The 17,908-nt window shown below is 72.6% G+C and carries 18 protein-coding genes; 5 read left to right on the top strand and 13 right to left on the bottom strand.

The genetic code is table 11. From position 1 onward, the window contains the following. Positions 1-26: 26 nt before the first annotated feature. The 6 genes from ACGFT1_RS07210 to ACGFT1_RS07185 all read right to left on the bottom strand — a co-directional run bounded on the left by ACGFT1_RS07210 (position 27) and on the right by ACGFT1_RS07185 (position 5,658). The gene (locus tag ACGFT1_RS07210) at positions 27-608 is read right to left on the bottom strand and encodes a sugar kinase (protein ID WP_373908035.1); all 582 of its coding nucleotides are present in this window, start codon (positions 606-608) and stop codon (positions 27-29) included. Beyond that, positions 605-1,759, bottom strand: coding sequence for an ROK family glucokinase (locus ACGFT1_RS07205; RefSeq protein WP_373908034.1), 1,155 nt, complete (start codon positions 1,757-1,759; stop codon positions 605-607). Before ACGFT1_RS07205 ends, ACGFT1_RS07210 begins: the two co-directional genes overlap by 4 nt. 141 nt (positions 1,760-1,900) lie before the next feature. Further along, complete coding sequence (locus ACGFT1_RS07200) at positions 1,901-2,671, bottom strand: ATP-binding cassette domain-containing protein (protein ID WP_373908033.1); 771 nt, start codon at positions 2,669-2,671, stop codon at positions 1,901-1,903. Then, entirely contained in the window at positions 2,668-3,708 is a 1,041-nt protein-coding gene (locus tag ACGFT1_RS07195; protein ID WP_373908032.1) for an ABC transporter permease, read from the bottom strand. The genes ACGFT1_RS07200 and ACGFT1_RS07195 overlap by 4 nt, the downstream gene beginning before the upstream one ends. Further along, positions 3,705-4,709 (bottom strand): sugar ABC transporter substrate-binding protein, encoded by a 1,005-nt coding sequence (locus ACGFT1_RS07190; protein ID WP_373908031.1) that lies wholly within the window; start codon positions 4,707-4,709, stop codon positions 3,705-3,707. Before ACGFT1_RS07190 ends, ACGFT1_RS07195 begins: the two co-directional genes overlap by 4 nt. A 211-nt stretch (positions 4,710-4,920) precedes the next feature. Next, positions 4,921-5,658, bottom strand: coding sequence for a GntR family transcriptional regulator (locus tag ACGFT1_RS07185; protein WP_373908235.1), 738 nt, complete (start codon positions 5,656-5,658; stop codon positions 4,921-4,923). 130 nt (positions 5,659-5,788) lie between these two features. On the opposite strand from ACGFT1_RS07185, the gene ACGFT1_RS07180 reads away from it, so the two are divergent. Further along, positions 5,789-6,811 (top strand): Gfo/Idh/MocA family oxidoreductase, encoded by a 1,023-nt coding sequence (locus ACGFT1_RS07180; RefSeq protein WP_373908030.1) that lies wholly within the window; start codon positions 5,789-5,791, stop codon positions 6,809-6,811. 572 nt (positions 6,812-7,383) lie between these two features. On the opposite strand, the gene ACGFT1_RS07175 is transcribed toward ACGFT1_RS07180, so the two are convergent. Both ACGFT1_RS07175 and ACGFT1_RS07170 read right to left on the bottom strand, forming a co-directional pair. Further along, positions 7,384-8,097, bottom strand: a complete 714-nt coding sequence (locus ACGFT1_RS07175; protein ID WP_373908029.1) for a response regulator — start codon at positions 8,095-8,097, stop codon at positions 7,384-7,386. A gap of 85 nt (positions 8,098-8,182) precedes the next feature. Continuing rightward, positions 8,183-9,445, bottom strand: coding sequence for a sensor histidine kinase (locus ACGFT1_RS07170; protein WP_373908028.1), 1,263 nt, complete (start codon positions 9,443-9,445; stop codon positions 8,183-8,185). Between the two features lie 178 nt (positions 9,446-9,623). Here ACGFT1_RS07170 and ACGFT1_RS07165 point away from each other — a divergent pair, with 178 nt between their 5' ends. After that, positions 9,624-9,824: a hypothetical protein gene (locus tag ACGFT1_RS07165; protein ID WP_373908027.1), complete on the top strand. Its 201-nt coding sequence runs from the start codon at positions 9,624-9,626 to the stop codon at positions 9,822-9,824. Between the two features lie 72 nt (positions 9,825-9,896). On the opposite strand, the gene ACGFT1_RS07160 is transcribed toward ACGFT1_RS07165, so the two are convergent. The 4 genes from ACGFT1_RS07160 to allB form a co-directional block, all read right to left on the bottom strand. Continuing rightward, entirely contained in the window at positions 9,897-10,292 is a 396-nt protein-coding gene (locus ACGFT1_RS07160) for a ribonuclease domain-containing protein (RefSeq protein ID WP_373908026.1), read from the bottom strand. Between the two features lie 170 nt (positions 10,293-10,462). After that, the gene (locus ACGFT1_RS07155; protein ID WP_373908025.1) at positions 10,463-11,278 is read right to left on the bottom strand and encodes an AIM24 family protein; all 816 of its coding nucleotides are present in this window, start codon (positions 11,276-11,278) and stop codon (positions 10,463-10,465) included. 115 nt (positions 11,279-11,393) lie between these two features. Further along, positions 11,394-12,524: an allantoicase gene (gene alc, locus ACGFT1_RS07150; protein ID WP_373908024.1), complete on the bottom strand. Its 1,131-nt coding sequence runs from the start codon at positions 12,522-12,524 to the stop codon at positions 11,394-11,396. A gap of 53 nt (positions 12,525-12,577) precedes the next feature. Beyond that, positions 12,578-13,918 carry an allantoinase AllB gene (gene allB / locus ACGFT1_RS07145; RefSeq protein WP_373908023.1) on the bottom strand — a complete coding sequence of 447 codons (1,341 nt, stop codon included), beginning with the start codon at positions 13,916-13,918 and terminating at the stop codon, positions 12,578-12,580. Positions 13,919-14,192: 274 nt separating this feature from the next. Here allB and ACGFT1_RS07140 point away from each other — a divergent pair, with 274 nt between their 5' ends. Further along, positions 14,193-14,987 (top strand): IclR family transcriptional regulator, encoded by a 795-nt coding sequence (locus ACGFT1_RS07140; protein WP_373908022.1) that lies wholly within the window; start codon positions 14,193-14,195, stop codon positions 14,985-14,987. Positions 14,988-15,030: 43 nt separating this feature from the next. Here ACGFT1_RS07140 and ACGFT1_RS07135 read toward each other — a convergent pair whose 3' ends face one another. Then, a complete protein-coding gene (locus ACGFT1_RS07135) occupies positions 15,031-15,345 on the bottom strand; it encodes a DUF5955 family protein (RefSeq protein ID WP_373908021.1) in 315 nt (104 codons plus the stop codon). Between the two features lie 145 nt (positions 15,346-15,490). Between ACGFT1_RS07135 and ACGFT1_RS07130 the strand changes: the two genes are divergently transcribed. Together ACGFT1_RS07130 and aceB are read left to right on the top strand one after the other, a co-directional pair. Further along, positions 15,491-16,099 (top strand): NTP transferase domain-containing protein, encoded by a 609-nt coding sequence (locus ACGFT1_RS07130; protein WP_373908020.1) that lies wholly within the window; start codon positions 15,491-15,493, stop codon positions 16,097-16,099. Positions 16,100-16,283: 184 nt separating this feature from the next. Next, positions 16,284-17,906: a malate synthase A gene (gene aceB / locus ACGFT1_RS07125; protein ID WP_373908019.1), complete on the top strand. Its 1,623-nt coding sequence runs from the start codon at positions 16,284-16,286 to the stop codon at positions 17,904-17,906. Positions 17,907-17,908 lie beyond the last annotated feature (2 nt).

Below are 17,908 nucleotides of genomic sequence, written 5' to 3'. Positions count from 1 at the left end.
CTCCGGGGGCGGGGCGGGGCCGGTGGTCAGGGGACCGTGCGGGAGACGACGAACACCATCGGGCGCTCCGGGTCGGACAGGTTGACGACCACGTCCTGGGTCGGCGCCGGGTTCTTCTGCGCGTGGGTCAGGCCCCACCAGGGGCCGGGGCCGGTGAAGGTCCAGCCGCTGACCTTCCGGTCGCGTTCGCCGACGGCGATCTCGTTCTTCCTCAGCTGGTCCCGGCGCGCGCCCATGGTCTGGAGGAAGCTGTCCAGGCCGGCGGGATTGGTGCGGAACTGCACGTAGAGGCGGCTGGTCTTCCAGTTGTTGGTCTCGTAGTAGGCGATGTCGCCGGCGGGGTGGGGGACGGTCACCTGGTAGAGGCGGCGCTGCACCTTCGACGGCCAGCCCGGGGTGAGGCCGGTCGCCGAGTACTTCTCCTCCTTGTCCTTGCCGCTGTTGCGGCTCTGGTTGGCGGAGATCACCAGGTAGCCGGCCGGTACGCCGATGAGCAGGACGATGATCAACAGGGTGAGCGCCCGGCGTCTGGCCTTGTGGCGCGGGTCCTCGGCCGGCCGGCGGGGTTCGTCCGGCGGGGGGGCCTGGCGGGGCAGCGCCGCGGTCATGCCGTGTCCGCGTCGCGGCGGGACTGGGTGTAGCGCTCGTAGCGCTCGTAGCGCTCGTGGCGTTCCACGCGGCGGCGTTTGGCGCGGCGGAAGCGGCGGGCGACCAGCCGGGCCAGGTCGGCGGCGCCCACCATGCCGGCCTCGGGGCCGAGCTGGGCGCGGACGATGCGGGCCTCGGGCCGGTAGCCGCGGCCGGTGAGGTGGCGTTTGAAGGCTTCCCGGGCGGGGCCGATGAGCAGGTCGTCGGCAGCCGAGACACCGCCGCCGATCACGAAGCAGGAGGGGTCGAGGGCGGCGGCGAGGTTGGCGATGCCGACGCCGAGCCACTGCCCGATGTCCTGGAGCAGCTCCACGCACATCGCGTCGCCCTCGCGGGCCAGCTCGGTGATCATGGGGCCGGTGATGTCGCCGATGCTGCCGTTGACGTGCTCGATGATCCCGTAGGCCACCGGGGAGTCGGCGGCGGCCAGTTCCCTGGCCTCACGGACGAGCGCGTTGCCGGAGCTGTACTGCTCCCAGCAGCCGCGGTTGCCGCACGGGCAGCGGTGTCCCTGGGGGACGACCTGCATGTGGCCGAACTCGCCGGCGACGCCGAACTTGCCGCGCTTGACCTGGCCGTCCTCCAGGATGGCGCCGCCGATGCCGGTGCCGAGGGTGATCATGACGAGGTGGTCCTCGCCGCGGCCGGCGCCGAAGCGCCATTCCGCCCAGGCGGCGGTGTTGGCGTCGTTGTCGACGAGGACGGGCACGGAGAGCCGGCTGGCGAGGCGGTCGCGCAGGGGCTCATTGCGCCAGGAGAGGTGGGGCGCGAACAGGACGCGGTTGCGGTCGGCGTCGACCCAGCCGGCGGCGCCGATGCCGACCGCGTGCACGTCGTGCCGGTCGGAGAGGTCCAGGACGAGTTCGGCGATGGTGTCCTCGACGACCTTGGGGCTCTTGGACTTGTCCGGGGTCTCCGTGCGGAGCTTCTCCAGGATGTTGCCCTCGGCGTCCACGACGCCCGCCATGACCTTGGTGCCGCCGATGTCGATGCCCACCGTCGGCACCCGGGGCGCGGTCAGGTGGGACCGGCGTTCGCGGGTGCCGACCGTACGGAGCACGGGGGCCCGGCGGGAGCCGATGGGGGCGGTGAGGTCGCGGTAGGTGCTCATCGCTTGTCGATTCTGCCGCACGCTCACGCCGAGTGCTGCGCGGGGCGGGACGAGGCAGTGCCCGTCCGGTGCCGGGCGAGGCCGCGGGCCGGCCGGCCGCGGCCTCGCGCGTGGCCGTGCGCCGGACCGGCCCCGCGTCGCTCAGCCGCGTCGTAGTTCGTGGCGCAGGGTCTCCAGGTCGGATCCGCCCGCCATCTGGCGCGTCAGCGCGTCCAGGGTGATCTCGTCCCGTGTGTGGTTGCCCACCATGGTGCCGCGCCGGAGCAGCACGAACCTGTCCCCCACCAGATACGCGTGATGCGGGTTGTGGGTGATCAGGACAACGCCCAGACCTTCGTCACGTGCGGCAGCCACATATTTCAGCACCACACCGGACTGCTTCACGCCCAGGGCCGCCGTCGGCTCGTCCAGGACCAGGACCTTCGCACCGAAGTGGACGGCCCGAGCGATCGCCACGCACTGGCGTTCGCCGCCGGAGAGGGTGCCGATGGGCTGGTCGACGTCGCGGAGGTCGATGCCCATGCGGAGCAGGGCCTCGCGGGTGGTGCGGCGCATGAGGCCGGTGTCCAGCCGCTTGAAGGGGCCCACGCCCGTGCGGGGTTCGGAGCCGAGGAAGAAGTTGCGCCAGACCGGCATGAGGGGGACGACGGCGAGGTCCTGGTAGACGGTGGCGATGCCGCGGTCCAGGGCGTCCCGGGGCGAGGAGAGGGTGGTCTCCTCGCCCTCGATGCGCAGGGTGCCGGCGTCGTGCCGGTGCAGACCGGCGATCACCTTGATCAGTGTCGACTTGCCCGCGCCGTTGTCGCCGAGGACACAGGTGATCTCGCCCGCGCGGACCTCCAGGGAGACCCCTTCGAGGGCGCGGACGGTGCCGTAGCGCTTGCTGACGCCGGTCAGCTCGACGAGTGTCACTTGGAGGCCTCCGCGCGCTTGCGGACCCAGGCGTTGAGCAGGGTCGCGAGGAGCAGCATCGCTCCGAGGAAGAACTTGAACCAGTCGGGGTTCCACTCGGCGAAGACGATGCCCTTGCTGGTCATGCCGAACAGGAGCGCGCCCACGGCGGAGCCGACCGCGCTGCCGTAGCCGCCGGTGATCAGGCAGCCGCCGATGACGGCCGCGATGATGTAGATGAGCTCGTTGCCGACGCCCTCGCCGGACTGGACGGCGTCGAAGGAGAAGAGCAGGTGCTGGCCGGAGATCCAGGCGCCGAGGGCGACGCCCATGTAGAGGCCGATCTTGGTGCTGGCGACCGGGACACCCACCGCGCGGGCCGCGTCCTCGTTGCCGCCGACGGCGAAGATCCAGTTGCCGGCGCGGGTGCGCAGCAGGATCCAGGAGGCGACGGCCACCAGGCCGAGCCACCACAGGATGGTGACCTTGACGCCGACGCCGCCGACGGTGAGCGTCGAGGCGAAGACGGCGTGGGCGCTCGGGAAGCCCTCCATGTCGCCGATGGTCTTGGTGGAGACGGTGCCGTCGATCAGCTTGGTGAAGCCGAGGTTCATGCCGGTCAGCATGAGGAACGTGCCCAGGGTGACGATGAAGCTGGGCAGCTTCGTGCGGGTGAGCATGAAGCCGTTGAACGCGCCGACGGCCAGGGTGACCAGCAGCGACACGCCGACGCCGACCCAGGCGTTCGCGGTCATCTGGTAGCTGAACATCGAGGAGACCAGCGCCGAGGACGTCACCAGGACGCCCGCCGACAGGTCGAACTCGCCACCGATCATCAGCAGGGCCACGGGTACGGCCATGATGCCGATGGTCGAGGAGGCGTAGAGGACCGTGCTGAGGCTGGAGGCGCGCAGGAAACCGTCGGCGGCGCAGGCGAAGAAGACGAGGACGGCGAGGGCGCCGACGACGGATCCCAGTTCCGGGCGGGAGAGCAGTCGCCGCAGCGACGAGGCGGGCAGAAGCCTCTCGTCGGCGGCCGGTTCCGTGGTCGCGCTCATCGCGTGCCCCGCTGCGTGTACTCCGCCAGCGCGGACGCCTGGTCCTTGGTGATGATCTGCGGGCCGGTCAGGACCGGCTTGCCGCCGCCGAGGACGTCGCCGTTGTACTTGTACAGCCACAGCAGGTCGACGGCCTGGTAGCCCTGGAGGTACGGCTGCTGGTCCACGGCGAAGCCGAGGGTGCCGTTCTTCAGCGAGGCCGCGACCGTGGCGTTGAGGTCGAAGGTGTCGACCTCGGCCTTGCTGCCCGCGTCCGACCGGGCCTTGACGGCGGTGTCGGCGTAGGGCGCGCCGAGGGTGACGACGGAGTCGACGGACTTGTCGGCCTGGAGCTTGGCCTCGATCGCGGACTGGACGTCGGGCATGTCGGTGCCGTTGACGTAGAGCTTCTGGAGCTTGCCGCGGAAGGTCTGGGCGACGCCGTCGCACCGCTGCTCGTGGCCGACGTTGCCCTGCTCGTGCAGCACGCACAGGGCCTTCTTCTTGCCGCGCCGGTTCAGCTCGTCGCCGACGGCCTCGCCGGCGATCGTCTCGTCCTGGCCGATGTGGGTGAGGGCGCCGAAGGCCTTGGACTCCTCGGAGCCGGAGTTCACCGTGATCACCGGGATGCCGGCCTTCTCGGCGCGGGCCACGGCGGCCTTCATGGCGTCCGGCTTGGCGAGGGTGACGATGATGCCGTCGACCTTCTTGTCGACGGCCGCGTCCACCAGCTGCGCCTGCTGCTGGGCCTCGTCGTCGTGCGAGTACAGGAACTTGATGTTGTCCTTGACGGCGGCCTGTCTGGCGCCGCTCTGCACGATGTCCCAGAAGGTGTCGCCGTCCCCCGAGTGGGTGATCATCGCGAAGGTCCAGCGAGGGGTGTTCACCGCCGCCCTGCCCTGGGCGGCGGCGGCCTTGCGGGCGTCCTCCGCCCGCTTGCCTCCGGTGCTGCTGCACGCGGCGAGCGACACGGAGAGTGCCCCCGCCAGCGCTATGCCTACCCAGGTCCGAAACCGTGCCACGAGGCCGTGCCCTTCTTGCTGTGCTGTTGCTCTGCTCCGACGTGCGTGAGGGGCGGGCGACCTCTGCCGTCGGCGTGTCCCGGCGGTGACCTCACCAGCCCCAAACACTTCAGTATCGAACACGGGCAGCGGCGGTGACACGGGCGGGGATCGCCCGCCGGTCGCCTTGTCCGGACATGGGGACGCCGGACGCGCAGCGGAGGGAGGCCGGTCAGGAGCGTACGAGCAGCTGGAACTCGAAGGAGTAGCGGGTCGGACGGTAGATGTGGTCACCGAACTCCACCGCGCGGCCGGTGTCGTCGAAGGTGGTGCGCTGCATGGTGAGCAGGGGGGCGCCCTCGGTCTCGGTGAGGCGCTCGGCCTCGGGGGCGGTGGCACCGCGGGCGCCGATGGACTGGCGGGCGCTGTGCAGGGTGATCCCGGCGGAGCGCATCAGCCGGTACAGCCCGGTGGCCTCCAGCCGGCCGGTGTCCAGGTCGAGCAGGCCGGGCGGCAGGTGGTTGATCAGGTACGCCATCGGCTCGCCGTGCGCGAGCCGGAGCCGCTCGACACGGTGGACGTCGCCGCCCTCGGCGACGCCGAGGGCGGCGGCCACCGCGGCGGAGGCCGGGACGACCGTGTTGACCAGCACCGTGGTCGCGGGCCGCTGGCCGGCCGCAGCCAGGTCGTCGTAGAGGCTGCTCAGTTCCAGCGGGCGCTTGACCTGGCTGTGCACGACCTGTGTCCCCACGCCCCGGCGCCGGACGAGGAGCCCCTTGTCGACGAGGGACTGGATGGCCTGGCGGACGGTCGGCCGGGAGAGGCCGAGCCGCGCGGCCAGCTCGATCTCGTTGCCCAGCAGACTGCCCGGGGTGAGCCGGCCCTGCTCGATGGCGGCCTCCAGCTGCTGGGCGAGCTGGAAGTACAGCGGCACCGGGGAGCTACGGTCCACGCGGAGGTCGAGCGGCACGGTCGGGTCCACATCTGGTTTCGGCACGGGCCCGAGCGTAGTCCGGTGCCTGGTTGACGGGAAGTCGTGTAGTCCGATTGTCAGGACATACGCATTGACAGGGTGCGGGGTCGCCGTTCACTTTGTTTCCATGCGCATCGGGGTCATCGGTACGGGCCGCATCGGCACCCTTCACGCGAGGACGCTCAGCCGTCACCGCGAGGTCGGCTCGCTGATCCTGACGGACGCGGACCCGGCGCGTGCCCAGGAACTGGCCCACCGGCTGGGCGAGACGGCGGCGCCGGGCGTGGACGAGATCTTCAGGTGGGGCGTGGACGCGGTGGTGATCACCACGGCGACACCGGCCCACGCCGAGCTGATCGGCCGGGCCGCCCGCTCCGGACTGCCCGTGTTCTGCGAGAAGCCGATCGCCCTGGACCTGCCGGGCACGCTGGCCGCCCTCGCCGAGGTGGAGGCGGCCGGGACGGTGCTGCAGATGGGCTTCCAGCGGCGCTTCGACGCGGGCTACGCCGGCGCCCGGGAGGCCGTGCGCGCGGGCCGGCTCGGCCGGCTGCACACCGTGCGGGCCATGACCTGCGACCAGTCCCCTCCCCCGGCCGACTGGCTGCCCGTGTCCGGCGGGCTGTTCCGCGACACGCTGATCCACGACTTCGACGTACTGCGCTGGGTCACGGGCCGCGAGGTGCTCGACGTCTACGCCACCGGGTACGACGGCGGTCCCGGGATGTTCCGCGACGCGGGTGACGTCGGCACCGGGGCGGCGCTGCTCACCCTGGACGACGGCACCCTGGCCACGGCGACGGCGGCGCGGCTGAACGGCGCGGGGTACGACGTGCGGATGGAGCTGGCCGGGGAGCGGGACACGGTGGTGGTGGGCCTGGACGACCGTACGCCCCTCGCGTCCACCGAGCCGACCGGCCCGCCACCCGCCGACAAGCCGTGGTCCGGGTTCGTGGACCGGTTCGGGCCCGCCTACGAGGCCGAACTCGAGGCCTTCGTGGAGGTCGTGCGGGGCGAGCGGCCCAACCCCTGCGACGGCCGGGAGGCGTTGCAGGCGCTGCGGATCGCGGAGGCCTGCGAGATCTCCCGCCGCGAGCGGCGACCGGTGCCCCTGACGGAGGTGCCGGACCGGGCGTCCCCTCCCTACGGCTGACCGGCGCGCACCGCGCTCGCGGGAGGGCCCGTCGGACGGCGGGCGGCCACCGCCCGCCCCCGCGCGACGCCGGGGCGCGGGGCCGCGAGGTCGAGGGAGGCGACGAAGGGGTGTGGGGGCCGGGGAGTCGGCCGGGAGCAGGAGCGGACCGCCGAATCGGCCCCCGCCCGGCCGGCCCCCGTCCGTCGAACTCCTCGGCGAGCCGCGGATCGGACCGCTTCCCGGGCATCCCCGCTCCGGGGGACTCGTCGCGGCCCGGGGCAGCACCCGTGCCGGGGGACTCGTCGCGGCCCGGGGCAGCACCCGTGCCGGCATCGCCCCCGAGGGGCCGCCGCGGATCGGGCGGCACACCGATGAGGAGGCCGTCCGCGCCGACCCGGTCGCCGATGCCGTGTCGGGGCCGGCAGAGCCGCGGAAGCGGGCCGGTGGGACGGACCGGTCTCGGACGACGTCTCCGACCGGGTGCTCCTGGCCGACCGTGTGCCGGCATGGAGGTGCGGCGCCGGGAGAGCGCCACCGTCCACTGGGTGATCCGGCACGGGGACGTGGCCGCGCGGCGCTTCGCGGCGCGGTCAGCGACGTCTTCCGGAACCCCTGCCCGGTGCCTGGTCCCCGTCGTCGTTCTCTAGCCATCCCGCGTCGTGGGCCAGCAGGGCGATCTGCACCCGGTTGTCGAGGCCGAGCCGCGCGAGGACGCGGGAGACGTGGGTCTTGACGGTGGCCACGCTCATGAACAGCTCGGTGGCGATCCGGGCGTTGGCGAGTCCGCGGCCGACGGCGACGGCCACCTCGCGTTCACGGTCGTTGAGGACGGCGAGGCGTTCGCGCGCGCGTGCGCGCCGCACGTCGGCGGCGCTGCCGGCCGCGTGCCGCATCAGCTGCCGGGTGACGGCGGGCGACAGGACGGGGTCGCCGGCCGCGACCCGGCGCACGGCGTCGACGATCTCGGCGGGCGGGGTGTCCTTCAGTACGAAGCCGGCGGCGCCGGCGCGCAGGGCGTGCAGCACCTGTTCATCGGCGTGGAAGGTGGTGAGCACCACGACCTGCGGCGCGTCGGGCCGGGCGCGCAGCCGCCGGGTGGCGGTGAGTCCGTCCACCGACGGCATGCGGAGGTCCATGAGGACGACGTCCGGCGCGGTGCGGCGCACGAGTTCCTCGGCCGCCGCGCCGTCGCCGGCCTCCCCGACGATGTCGATGTCCTCGGCCCCGCTGATCATCAGGGCCAGCCCGGCCCGTACGAGGGGGTCGTCGTCCACGATGAGGAGCCTGATCGGGGTCGCAGTCATGGGATCACGTAACCACGGCCGGGGGCGGGAACGCAGGGGGCGGACCGGAACCTGGGGGCACGCGCGCGCGTGCGGTCCGCGCCCGTCACGCCAGGGACCAGGGCAGCCACCCCCGCACCTCGAACCCGCCGTCGGGCCGCGGGCCGTGCTCCAGGTGCCCTCCCGCCAGCGTGGCGCGTTCCCTGAGACCGATCAGGCCCTGTCCGGAGCCGGGGACGGGCGGGACCCGGGCGGGCGGGGCGGCATTGGTGACGGTGACGGCCAGGCCGTCGCCGGGGGCGCCGGCGAGGCGGACCGTGACCTCGGTGCCGGGCGCATGCTTGCGGGCGTTGGTGAGGGCCTCCTGGGCGATGCGGTAGGCGGTGCGGCCGACGGCGGCGGGGACGGCGGCCGGATCGGTGACACGGCGTTCGAGGGTGATCTTCATACCGGCCTCGCGGCACTCGGCGACGAGGGCGTCCAGCGCGGCCGGCGTCGGCTGGGGCCGCTCGCCGGGCGGCTCCTCGGCGTCGCCGGTGCGCAGGACGCCGATGATCTCCCGCAGGTCCTGGAGGGCTTCGTGGGCGCTCTCCCGGATCACGCCGGCGGCGCGCGCGATCTCCTCACGGGACGCGTCCGGCCGGAACTCCAGCGCGCCCGCGTGGACACTGAGCAGGGTGAGCCGGTGGGCCAGGACATCGTGCATCTCGCGGGCGATGGCCTCCCGGGCCAACCGCTGGGCCTGCTCGGCGCGCAGTCGGGCCTCGGTCTCCGCCCGCCGGGCCCGGTCCCTCAGGCTGAGCATCAGCATCCGCTTGGAGCGGACGAGCATGCCCCAGCCGGTCACGGACACGGTGATCAGGGTGGTGAACGCGACGATGCCGGCGTAAGGCAGGTCGGGGTCGGGCCGCAACCAGAAGAACAGCGGGACCAGCGCGAGCCCGGCACCGCCGATCCAGGCCACGTACCGGAAGGGCCGGTGCACGGCGAGGGTGAACAGGGCGACCATCGCCGCGCCGCCCGAGGTGTTGGACAGCATGCCGACCGGGATCATCGCGACGGCGAGCCCGACCGGCCGGCGGCGGCGCAGCCACAGAGCGGCGCAGGCGAGGGCGCCCAGGACCTGGTCGAGGACGGCGAGGGAGTGCGGCAGACCCGGTTCGTCGGCCAGGGACCGGGCGGCCGCCAGGCAGATGCCGACGGCCAGCAGGAAGCAGGAGAGGTCGACGGCCCAGTCCCGCGCCGTACGCCTGTGCCGCCGGGCGGACTCCTCGCCGTCGGGCTCCAGTTCGCGCATCAGGGCGGAGGGGAACAGCCAGCGGTGGCCGGCGAACTCCCGCGCCGCCCGCGCCGGCTCGTCAGTGCTCACGATCGGCCAATCTACGCACGGGCCGCGCATCGCCGCCGCTCCGTGCCCGGATCACCGACCGAAGTCGCGGCACCGTGAACTTTCGGCGGCGGGCGCCGGCCGGGGTGCGGCCGTGTGGCGGGGCGGAATCCGCCCCGCGGCCGATGTGCGGGGAAGGCCGCGGGGTGAGACTCGTGCCGTGAAAGGTCTGCTGGAGGTTCTCGGATTCGTCGCCCTGGTGCAGGGAGTGCTGGGCCTGGTGCACGAGTTCACCGACTGGGACGTGGGACTCGTGCAGCGGCTCGGCTTCCTCGACGGCTACGGGGTCTGGGCGAGCGCCGCCCTGCTGGTGCTGGCGTTCGTGCTGTTCGCCGTCGCGGAGAGCCGGGATCCCGGCTGAGCGCGGGCCGGACGCACCGCTTTGCCGGCCGCACCGCGCGGGCGGCAAAGCGGTGCGGCCGACCGGACGGCCTCAGCAGCCGTAGTCGATCAGGTCGAAGCTGGCGTAGTGGTCGGCGGTGTAGTAGTCCTCGTCGTAGGCCTTGCCGGTGATGACGCGCCGGGCGCCGCGGGTGGAGGAGCCGGGGGTCTGCACCGTGTACTCGTGGTAGTAGCCGCTCGTCTGCCGGGGCAGGACGCCCTCCCGGTTCTGGAAGACGGTCCCGTCCTGCGCGTACGGGAAGGGGCCGCCCTGGTCGATCAGGTGCAGGGTGGTGTGGGCCTGCGACGGCAGGGCGCCGTAGCAGACGCTGCCGACGGACGCCGCCGCCGCGTCCGCCGTGCCGGCGGTGACGGTGCCGCCCACGAGGAGGGCGGACAGGAGCGCGGCTGCGGCGCCGATGCGGGTCGCGCGTGGGGGGAAGTTCATGGCTTCATGATGACGCGCGTAGAGATTGGCATGTCAACGTCAAAGTTGAAGATTTTCCCATCGCGTCACGCGCGTTCGCGGGAAGTTAACCCGGCCGGGGCCCTGCGGTAAGTCCGTACGCCCGCACGGCGGGTGCGGGGTCCGCCGTCCCCTCGGACCCCGCCCGCGACTCAGCCCGTGTGCGTCGAGAACATGCCACCGGTCGGACCCTGCTTGTCACCGCCCTGGGCCTTCTTCAGGGCGTTGGCGAGGCTCTCGATGGTGAGCGACTGGAGGATCACCCGGCCGCTGCCCTCCAGCGTGGCCAGGGACAGGCCCTCGCCGCCGAACACGGCGTTCATGAGGCCCTGCCGGTTCAGGCCGCCGATGCGCTGGACGCCGTACTCGATGCCCTCCTCGAAAGCCACCACGCAGCCGGTGTCGACCTCGATACGGCCGCCGAAGTCGGCCGGGTCGAGGTCGATGAAGTTGCCCGCGCCGGCGATGATCACCGTGCCGTGCCCGGTGAACTTCTCCAGGACGAAGCCCTCGCCGCCGCTCCTGCCGGTCCGCCCGCCGGCGAAGGCGATGCCGAACTCGACGGTGGACTCGGCGGCCACGAAGGCGTCCTTCTCGGCGAACCACGCGCGCGTGCCGTTCAGCTCCAGGGCGCGCATCTCACCCGGGAGCACGCCCGCGAAGCCGACCGTGCCCTCGCCGCCCTGGGAGGTGAAGTACTGGAACGCGACCGACTCGCCCGCCATCATGCGCTGGCCCACCTGCATGGCGGTGCCCATGGCCTGGCGCAACATGCCGCCCATGCCGGCGCCCGGGCCGTTTGGTTGTGGTGCGGTGCCGCCGGAGGGTCCGGACAGCCGCGTCTCCATGGTCACGTTCGTCGTCTTGAACAGGAACTTCCCGGCCTCGCAGTACACGGTCTGGCCGGGGTGCAGGTTGACGACCGCCATCTGCATGGCGTTGCCGACGATCTCTTGCTGAAGGGTCACACGCACAGAACGCGGGAGGGGGACGGAAGAGTTCCGGCGGGCGCGGGCGGCATCCGCACGGGTGGCGCGCGGGGCGCCCGGTGCTGTCCGTCCGGGGCGCCCCGCGCGAGGGAGGTCAGCCGCCCAGCTCCTGATGGCGGGCGGCGAGGCCGCTCGCGCCCTGCTCGGTGAGCGAGCCGAACAGGCGCAGCCGGGAGATGCCGCCGTCGGGGAAGATGTCGACCCGCGCGTGCGTGCCGGCCACCGGCCCGGGCAGGACGAAACGGTGGTTGGTGTCGGGCTGGAGGCGGGTGCGCGGAAGGATCTCCGTCCAGTCGCCGTCCGCGCCGTCCCGCACGGACACCGACGCCCAGCCGGCGCTGTTGCCCTTCAGACAGGCGGTGTCGATCTCGAGCGCCCGGATCAGGGACTGGGCGACGAGCCGGTAGCTGATCCAGTCGTTGCCCCGGTCGCGGCGGCGGCGGGTCTCCCAGCCGTCGTCCATCTTGCGGGAGCGGCCGGGCTGGATGGTGTTGGTGGCCGGGGAGTAGAAGCGGTCGGAGGCGTCCTCGACCCGGCCGCCGTTCTCCAGGGCGACCACGTCGAAGGTGCCGAGGGCCGCCAGCCACTCCGGGTCCGGGACGACCTCACCGTAGACCCGCAGGCGGGCGATGCCGCCGTCGGGGTGCTGGTTGATCCGCAGGTGCGTGAAGCGCTGCTCGGCGGTGACCTCGAAGCCGTTCGCCGCGTGGCCGCCGACCGGGGTGCGCGGGACGAGGGTCGTCCACTTCACGTCATCGCCCAGCAGCTCCTCCGGCGCCGGTGAGCCCGGTACGCAGGCGCCCTCGACGGAGACGGCCTGCGGGTAGTTGCCGCGGAAGTGGGCGGTGTCGACGACGATCCCCCGGATCACCCCGGGCGCGCCGAGGCGGACCAGCGCCCAGTCGTGGTCCTCGGCGGTCGGCCAGGGCTGCCCGGCAAAGGCACCGCGCCGGCGGCGGGTCTCCCAGCCGTCCATGATCTTGCCCTTGTGGCCGAAGCGCTCGGGGTCGAACTCGGCGCGCTCGGGCACCAGCAGGTTCTCCCGCTCGGCGAAGAACTCGTCGTTGGCGGCGATGACGCCGGCGCCGAGCCGGCGGTCCGCGAGGTCGGCGTGGTGGGTGAAGGGGAAGTCGGCGGTGCGGTAGTCCGCGTACGGGTCGCCGCCTCCGTAGGGGTTCGCGTCGCCGGTGAAGCGGGCCGGGGAAGAATGGTGCAGCGCCGTCACGGTGATCAGGGGTTCCTTTCGGGGGTGGGCGAGGTGCGGGGGCGGGGGGCGGCTCACTGGGGGCGGACGAGCAGCGTGCCCTTCGGCTCGGTGAACGCGCCGTCGGCGACGATGCGCTCGCCGCGCAGCCAGGTGGACTTGACGACGCCGTACAGAGTCTTGCCGGCGTAGGCCGTGACGCGGTTGCGGTGCTGGAGACCGGCCGGATCGACGGTGAAGGTCTCGTCGGGGGCGAGGACGGCGAAGTCGGCGTCACGGCCGGGCGCGATGGCGCCCTTGCGCGCGTCCAGGCCGGCCAGGGCGGCGGTCCGGGTGGACATCCAGCGGACGACGTCCTCCAGGGTGTGGCCGCGCCTGCGGGCCTCCGTCCACACGGCGGAGAGACTGAGCTGGAGGCCGGATATGCCGCCCCAGGCGGTGGCGAAGTCGGCGGTCTTCAGGTCGGCGGTGGACGGCGAGTGGTCGGTGACCACGCAGTCGATGGTGCCGTCGGCGAGCGCCGCCCACAGCAGGTCCTGGTTGGCGGCCTCGCGGATGGGCGGGCAGCACTTGAACTCGCTGGCACCGTCGGGGACTTCCTCGGCGGTGAGGGTGAGGTAGTGCGGGCAGGTCTCCACGGTGACGCGGACGCCCTCGGCGCGGGCGGCGCGGATCAGCGGCAGCGCGTCGCTGGAGGACAGGTGCAGGACGTGCACGCGCGCGTCGAGCCGCCGGGCCTGGCCCATCAGGGCGGCGATGGCCGTGTCCTCGGCGTCGCGCGGGCGGGAGGCGAGGAAGTCGGCGTAGCGGGGGCCGCCGTGCTGCGGGGCGGCGGCCAGGTGGTGCGGGTCCTCGGCGTGCACGATCAGCAGCCCGTCGAAGCCGGCGATCTCCGCCAGGGACCGGGCGAGCTGGTCCTGGGCGAGGTGGGGGAACTCCTCCACGCCGGACGGGGACAGGAACGCCTTGAAGCCGAAGACGCCGGCGTCGTGCAGCGGGCGCAGGTCCTTGACGTTGCCGGGCAGGGCGCCGCCCCAGAAGCCGACGTCGATGTGGGCCTTGTCCCGGGCCACGGCCTGTTTGACGCGCAGGTGGTCGACGGTGGTGGTGGGGGGCAGTGAGTTGAGCGGCATGTCGATCAGGGTGGTGATGCCGCCGGCCGCCGCCGCGCGGGTGGCCGTCCAGAAGCCCTCCCATTCGGTGCGGCCCGGGTCGTTGACGTGCACGTGGGTGTCGACCAGTCCGGGCAGCAGGACGTGGTCGCCCAGGTCCTGGAGCCGGGCCGTGGCCGGGACCGCGGTGTCGTACGGCAGGACGGCCGTGATCTTCCCGGCGGACACGGTGACCGTGGCGGCCCGCGTCCCCTCCGGGGTGATGACGCGCGTCGAGCGCAGCACCAGTTCAGCGTCGGACACCCGAACCCCTCTCTGTACCCGCCGTTCTACATCCGGGAAACAGGATGTACACCTGCACAACGGACTTCAACGTTCTGTTGAAGGAGTCTTCACTCCCCCTTCCCCCTCGTCAAGGGGCACACTTCTCGGCAGCGGGCGGCCGATGCCCGCCCTGGACGTTTCCACAAAGCGGAATTAGAATTCCAGCAAGCAGAACGTAGCTACGCACAAGCGGGCAGTCAACCGGCCGCCGGGTAGGCTTCTGCCCTCCCGCCAGTCCCGAAAGGAACGCGCCGTGCCGACGTCCAGCGCCAGCACCACCGACTCCGCCAAGCCCTCCGCCGCCGGCGGGGTGCAGTCCCTGGAGCGTGCCTTCGACCTGCTCGAGCGGATGGCGGACGCGGGTGGCGAGGTCGGCCTGAGCGAGCTGTCCGCGGCCAGCGGACTGCCGCTGCCGACCATCCACCGCCTGATGCGCACGCTGGTCGCCTGCGGCTATGTACGCCAGCAGGCCAACCGGCGCTACGCGCTCGGCCCCCGGCTGATCCGACTCGGCGAGTCCGCGTCCCGCCTGCTGGGCACCTGGGCGCGGCCGTACCTGGCCCGGCTGGTCGAGGAGACCGGCGAGACCGCGAACATGGCGCTGCTCGACGGGGACGAGATCGTGTACGTCGCACAGGTGCCGTCGAAGCACTCGATGCGCATGTTCACCGAGGTGGGCCGGCGAGTGCTCCCCCACTCGACCGGGGTGGGCAAGGCACTGCTGGCCGGGGTGCCGGACGACGAGGTGCGGGCCCTGCTGGCCCGTACGGGCATGCCCGCGGCCACCGACAGGACCATCACCACGCCGGAGGGCTTCCTCGCGGCGCTGGAGGACGTACGGCGGGCGGGATACGCCGTCGACGACAGCGAGCAGGAGATCGGGGTGCGGTGCCTGGCGGTGTCCGTGCCGGAGTCCCCGACGGCCGCGGCGATCTCGATCTCCGGGCCGGCGGGACGGGTCACCGAGGCGGCGACGGACAAGATCGTGCCGGTGCTCCAGCAGGTCGCCGTCGAACTGTCCCAGGTGCTGGCGAGCTCGGGCGCCTGACGGGAGGGCCGGGGCGGAGTCCCCCCGGCCCGTTCCCCGGTTGTCACCGTCCCGGTGGTCCTCCGAACAGGTCCACCGCGTCCCGGACCTCCCTCAGCCCCCGGGCGAGGGCGCTGACCGAGCCGATCGCCGCGGCGACCAGTAACAGGGAACTGCGCAGGCGCGGGATCTCGGGCGAGCCGCCGCAGGCCATCGCCGCCAGTGCCGCCAGTTCGTCCTCGGCTATCGCCCGGTCGGGGAACTCCGCGGGATGCGCGGCGAGTTCGCGGCGCAGCCGGGACACCGCCGTCCGCAGTCCCGCCACTCTCGGGTCCTCGTCGCTGCCGGTCACCGGCCTCTGCCCCAAGCTCCGCAACACAGCCCTCCCCCTGCCACGGCGTCGTGCGCGGGCCAGTAAACGCCACCCCGTACGGCGAGCGCCACAGGGCGGACCGAAATTCAGCCCTACGGAATCCGTGCCGGAAAACCCGGCCGGTTCCGTCGCCGTCGGGTATGCAGGACCCATGACGGACAACCACGAACCGCGGACGGACGTCGCGGGGCTGCTGCTCGCCGCCGGCGGGGGCAGACGGCTCGGCGGACGGCCCAAGGCGCTGCTGGTGCACCGGGGGCGGCCCCTGGTCGAGCACGCGGTGGGGGTGCTGCGCGCGGCCGGATGCGGGCGGATCCACGTCGTCCTGGGCGCCCGCGCGGACGAGGTGCGGCGGCGCGCCGGGCTGGACGGCTGCGTGCTCGTGGACAACCCGGACTGGGCCGAGGGGATGGGGTCGTCCCTGCGCGCGGGCCTGGCCTCGCTCGCCGGGACGGGGGCGCGCGCGGCGCTGGTGAGCCTGGTGGACCAGCCCGGTATCGGGGCCGCCGCGGTGGCCCGGGTGCTCGGCGCCTACGAGGACGGGACCTCGCTGGCCGCCGCCTCCTACGACGGGGTGCGCGGGCATCCGGTGCTCTTCGGCGCGGACCACTGGGCGGGCATCGCGCGCACGGCCACCGGGGACCGCGGGGCGCGGACCTATCTGAGGGAGCACGAGGACCGGATACGGCTCGTGGAGTGCGCGGACGTGGCCGAACCGTACGACATCGACACCGAGGCCGACCTGGGCCACCTGCGGTGATCGGGGTGGCACCGAGCGCCACCTTGCCTCGACCCGGAGAATCTCGACATCAACAAACCATTGAAGTTCCACGATGAGGAAACTAGTATCCACTGATCAGAAGCGTCCGACCGCACAGTGGGCGCTCACTGCCCAGTTCGTGCCCCTTGGCACGAGGTGCCACCGCTGAAGGAAGTGACAGCTCATGTCCGCACCAGCGCCGTCCCCGCTGGCCATCGTCGACGCCGAGCCCCTGCCCCGGCAGGAAGAGGTCCTCACGGACGCCGCGCTCGCCTTCGTGGCGGAGCTGCACCGGCGGTTCACCCCGCGCCGTGACGAACTCCTGGCCCGCCGGGCCGAGCGCCGCGCCGAGATCGCCCGCACCTGCACGCTCGACTTCCTGCCCGAGACGGCCGCGATCCGCGCGGACGACTCCTGGAAGGTCGCCCCGGCCCCCGCCGCGCTGAACGACCGGCGCGTGGAGATCACCGGGCCCACCGACCGCAAGATGACCGTCAACGCGCTCAACTCGGGCGCGAGGGTCTGGCTCGCCGACTTCGAGGACGCCTCCGCGCCGACCTGGGAGAACGTGATCCTCGGCCAGCTCAACCTGAGCGACGCCTACACCGGGAACATCGACTTCACCGACGAGCGCACCGGCAAGTCGTACGCCCTGCGCCCGGCCGGGGAACTGGCGACCGTCGTGATGCGCCCGCGCGGCTGGCACCTGAACGAACGGCACCTCGTCGACGCCGACGGCCGCCAGGTGCCCGGAGCCCTCGTCGACTTCGGGCTGTACTTCTTCCACAACGCGCAGCGCCTGCTGGATCTCGGCAAGGGCCCGTACTTCTACCTGCCGAAGACGGAGTCCCACCTGGAGGCCCGGCTCTGGAACGATGTGTTCGTCTTCGCGCAGGGTTACACCGGCATCCCGCAGGGCACCGTCCGCGCCACCGTGCTGATCGAGACGATCACGGCCGCGTACGAGATGGAGGAGATCCTCTACGAACTGCGCGACCACGCCTCCGGGCTGAACGCCGGCCGCTGGGACTACCTGTTCTCCATCGTGAAGAACTTCCGTGACGGCGGGGCGAAGTTCGTCCTCCCGGACCGCAACGCGGTCACGATGACCGCCCCGTTCATGCGGGCGTACACCGAACTGCTGGTCCGCACCTGCCACAAGCGCGGCGCCCATGCCATCGGCGGCATGGCCGCCTTCATCCCGTCCCGCAGGGACGCCGAGGTCAACAGGGTGGCCTTCGAGAAGGTCCGCGCCGACAAGGACCGTGAGGCGAACGACGGTTTCGACGGTTCCTGGGTCGCCCACCCCGACCTGGTGCCGATCGCCATGGAGTCCTTCGACAAGGTCCTCGGCGACCGGCCGAACCAGAAGGACCGGCTGCGCGAGGACGTGCGCGTCGAGGCCGCCGACCTGATCGCCGTCGACTCGCTCGACGCCAGGCCGACGTACGCGGGCCTGGTCAACGCCGTCCAGGTCGGCATCCGGTACATCGAGGCCTGGCTGCGCGGTCTCGGCGCGGTCGCCATCTTCAACCTCATGGAGGACGCGGCCACCGCCGAGATCTCCCGCTCCCAGATCTGGCAGTGGATCAACGCGGGCGTCGAGTTCGAGAACGGCGACAAGGCCACACCCGAGCTGGCCCGCAAGGTGGCCGCCGAGGAACTCGCCGCGATCCGCGCGGAGATGGGCGCGCAGGCGTTCGCGGCCGGGCACTGGCAGGAGGCGCACGACCTGCTGCTCCAGGTGGCCTTGGACGAGGACTACGCCGACTTCCTCACCCTGCCGGCGTACGAGCGGCTGCGGTAGCC

Source organism: Streptomyces sp. Y20, assembly GCF_043195475.1.
Classification (GTDB): domain Bacteria; phylum Actinomycetota; class Actinomycetes; order Streptomycetales; family Streptomycetaceae; genus Streptomyces.
Note: the sequence above shows the minus strand (reverse complement) of the source record. Positions and strands in the feature narration are given on the sequence as shown.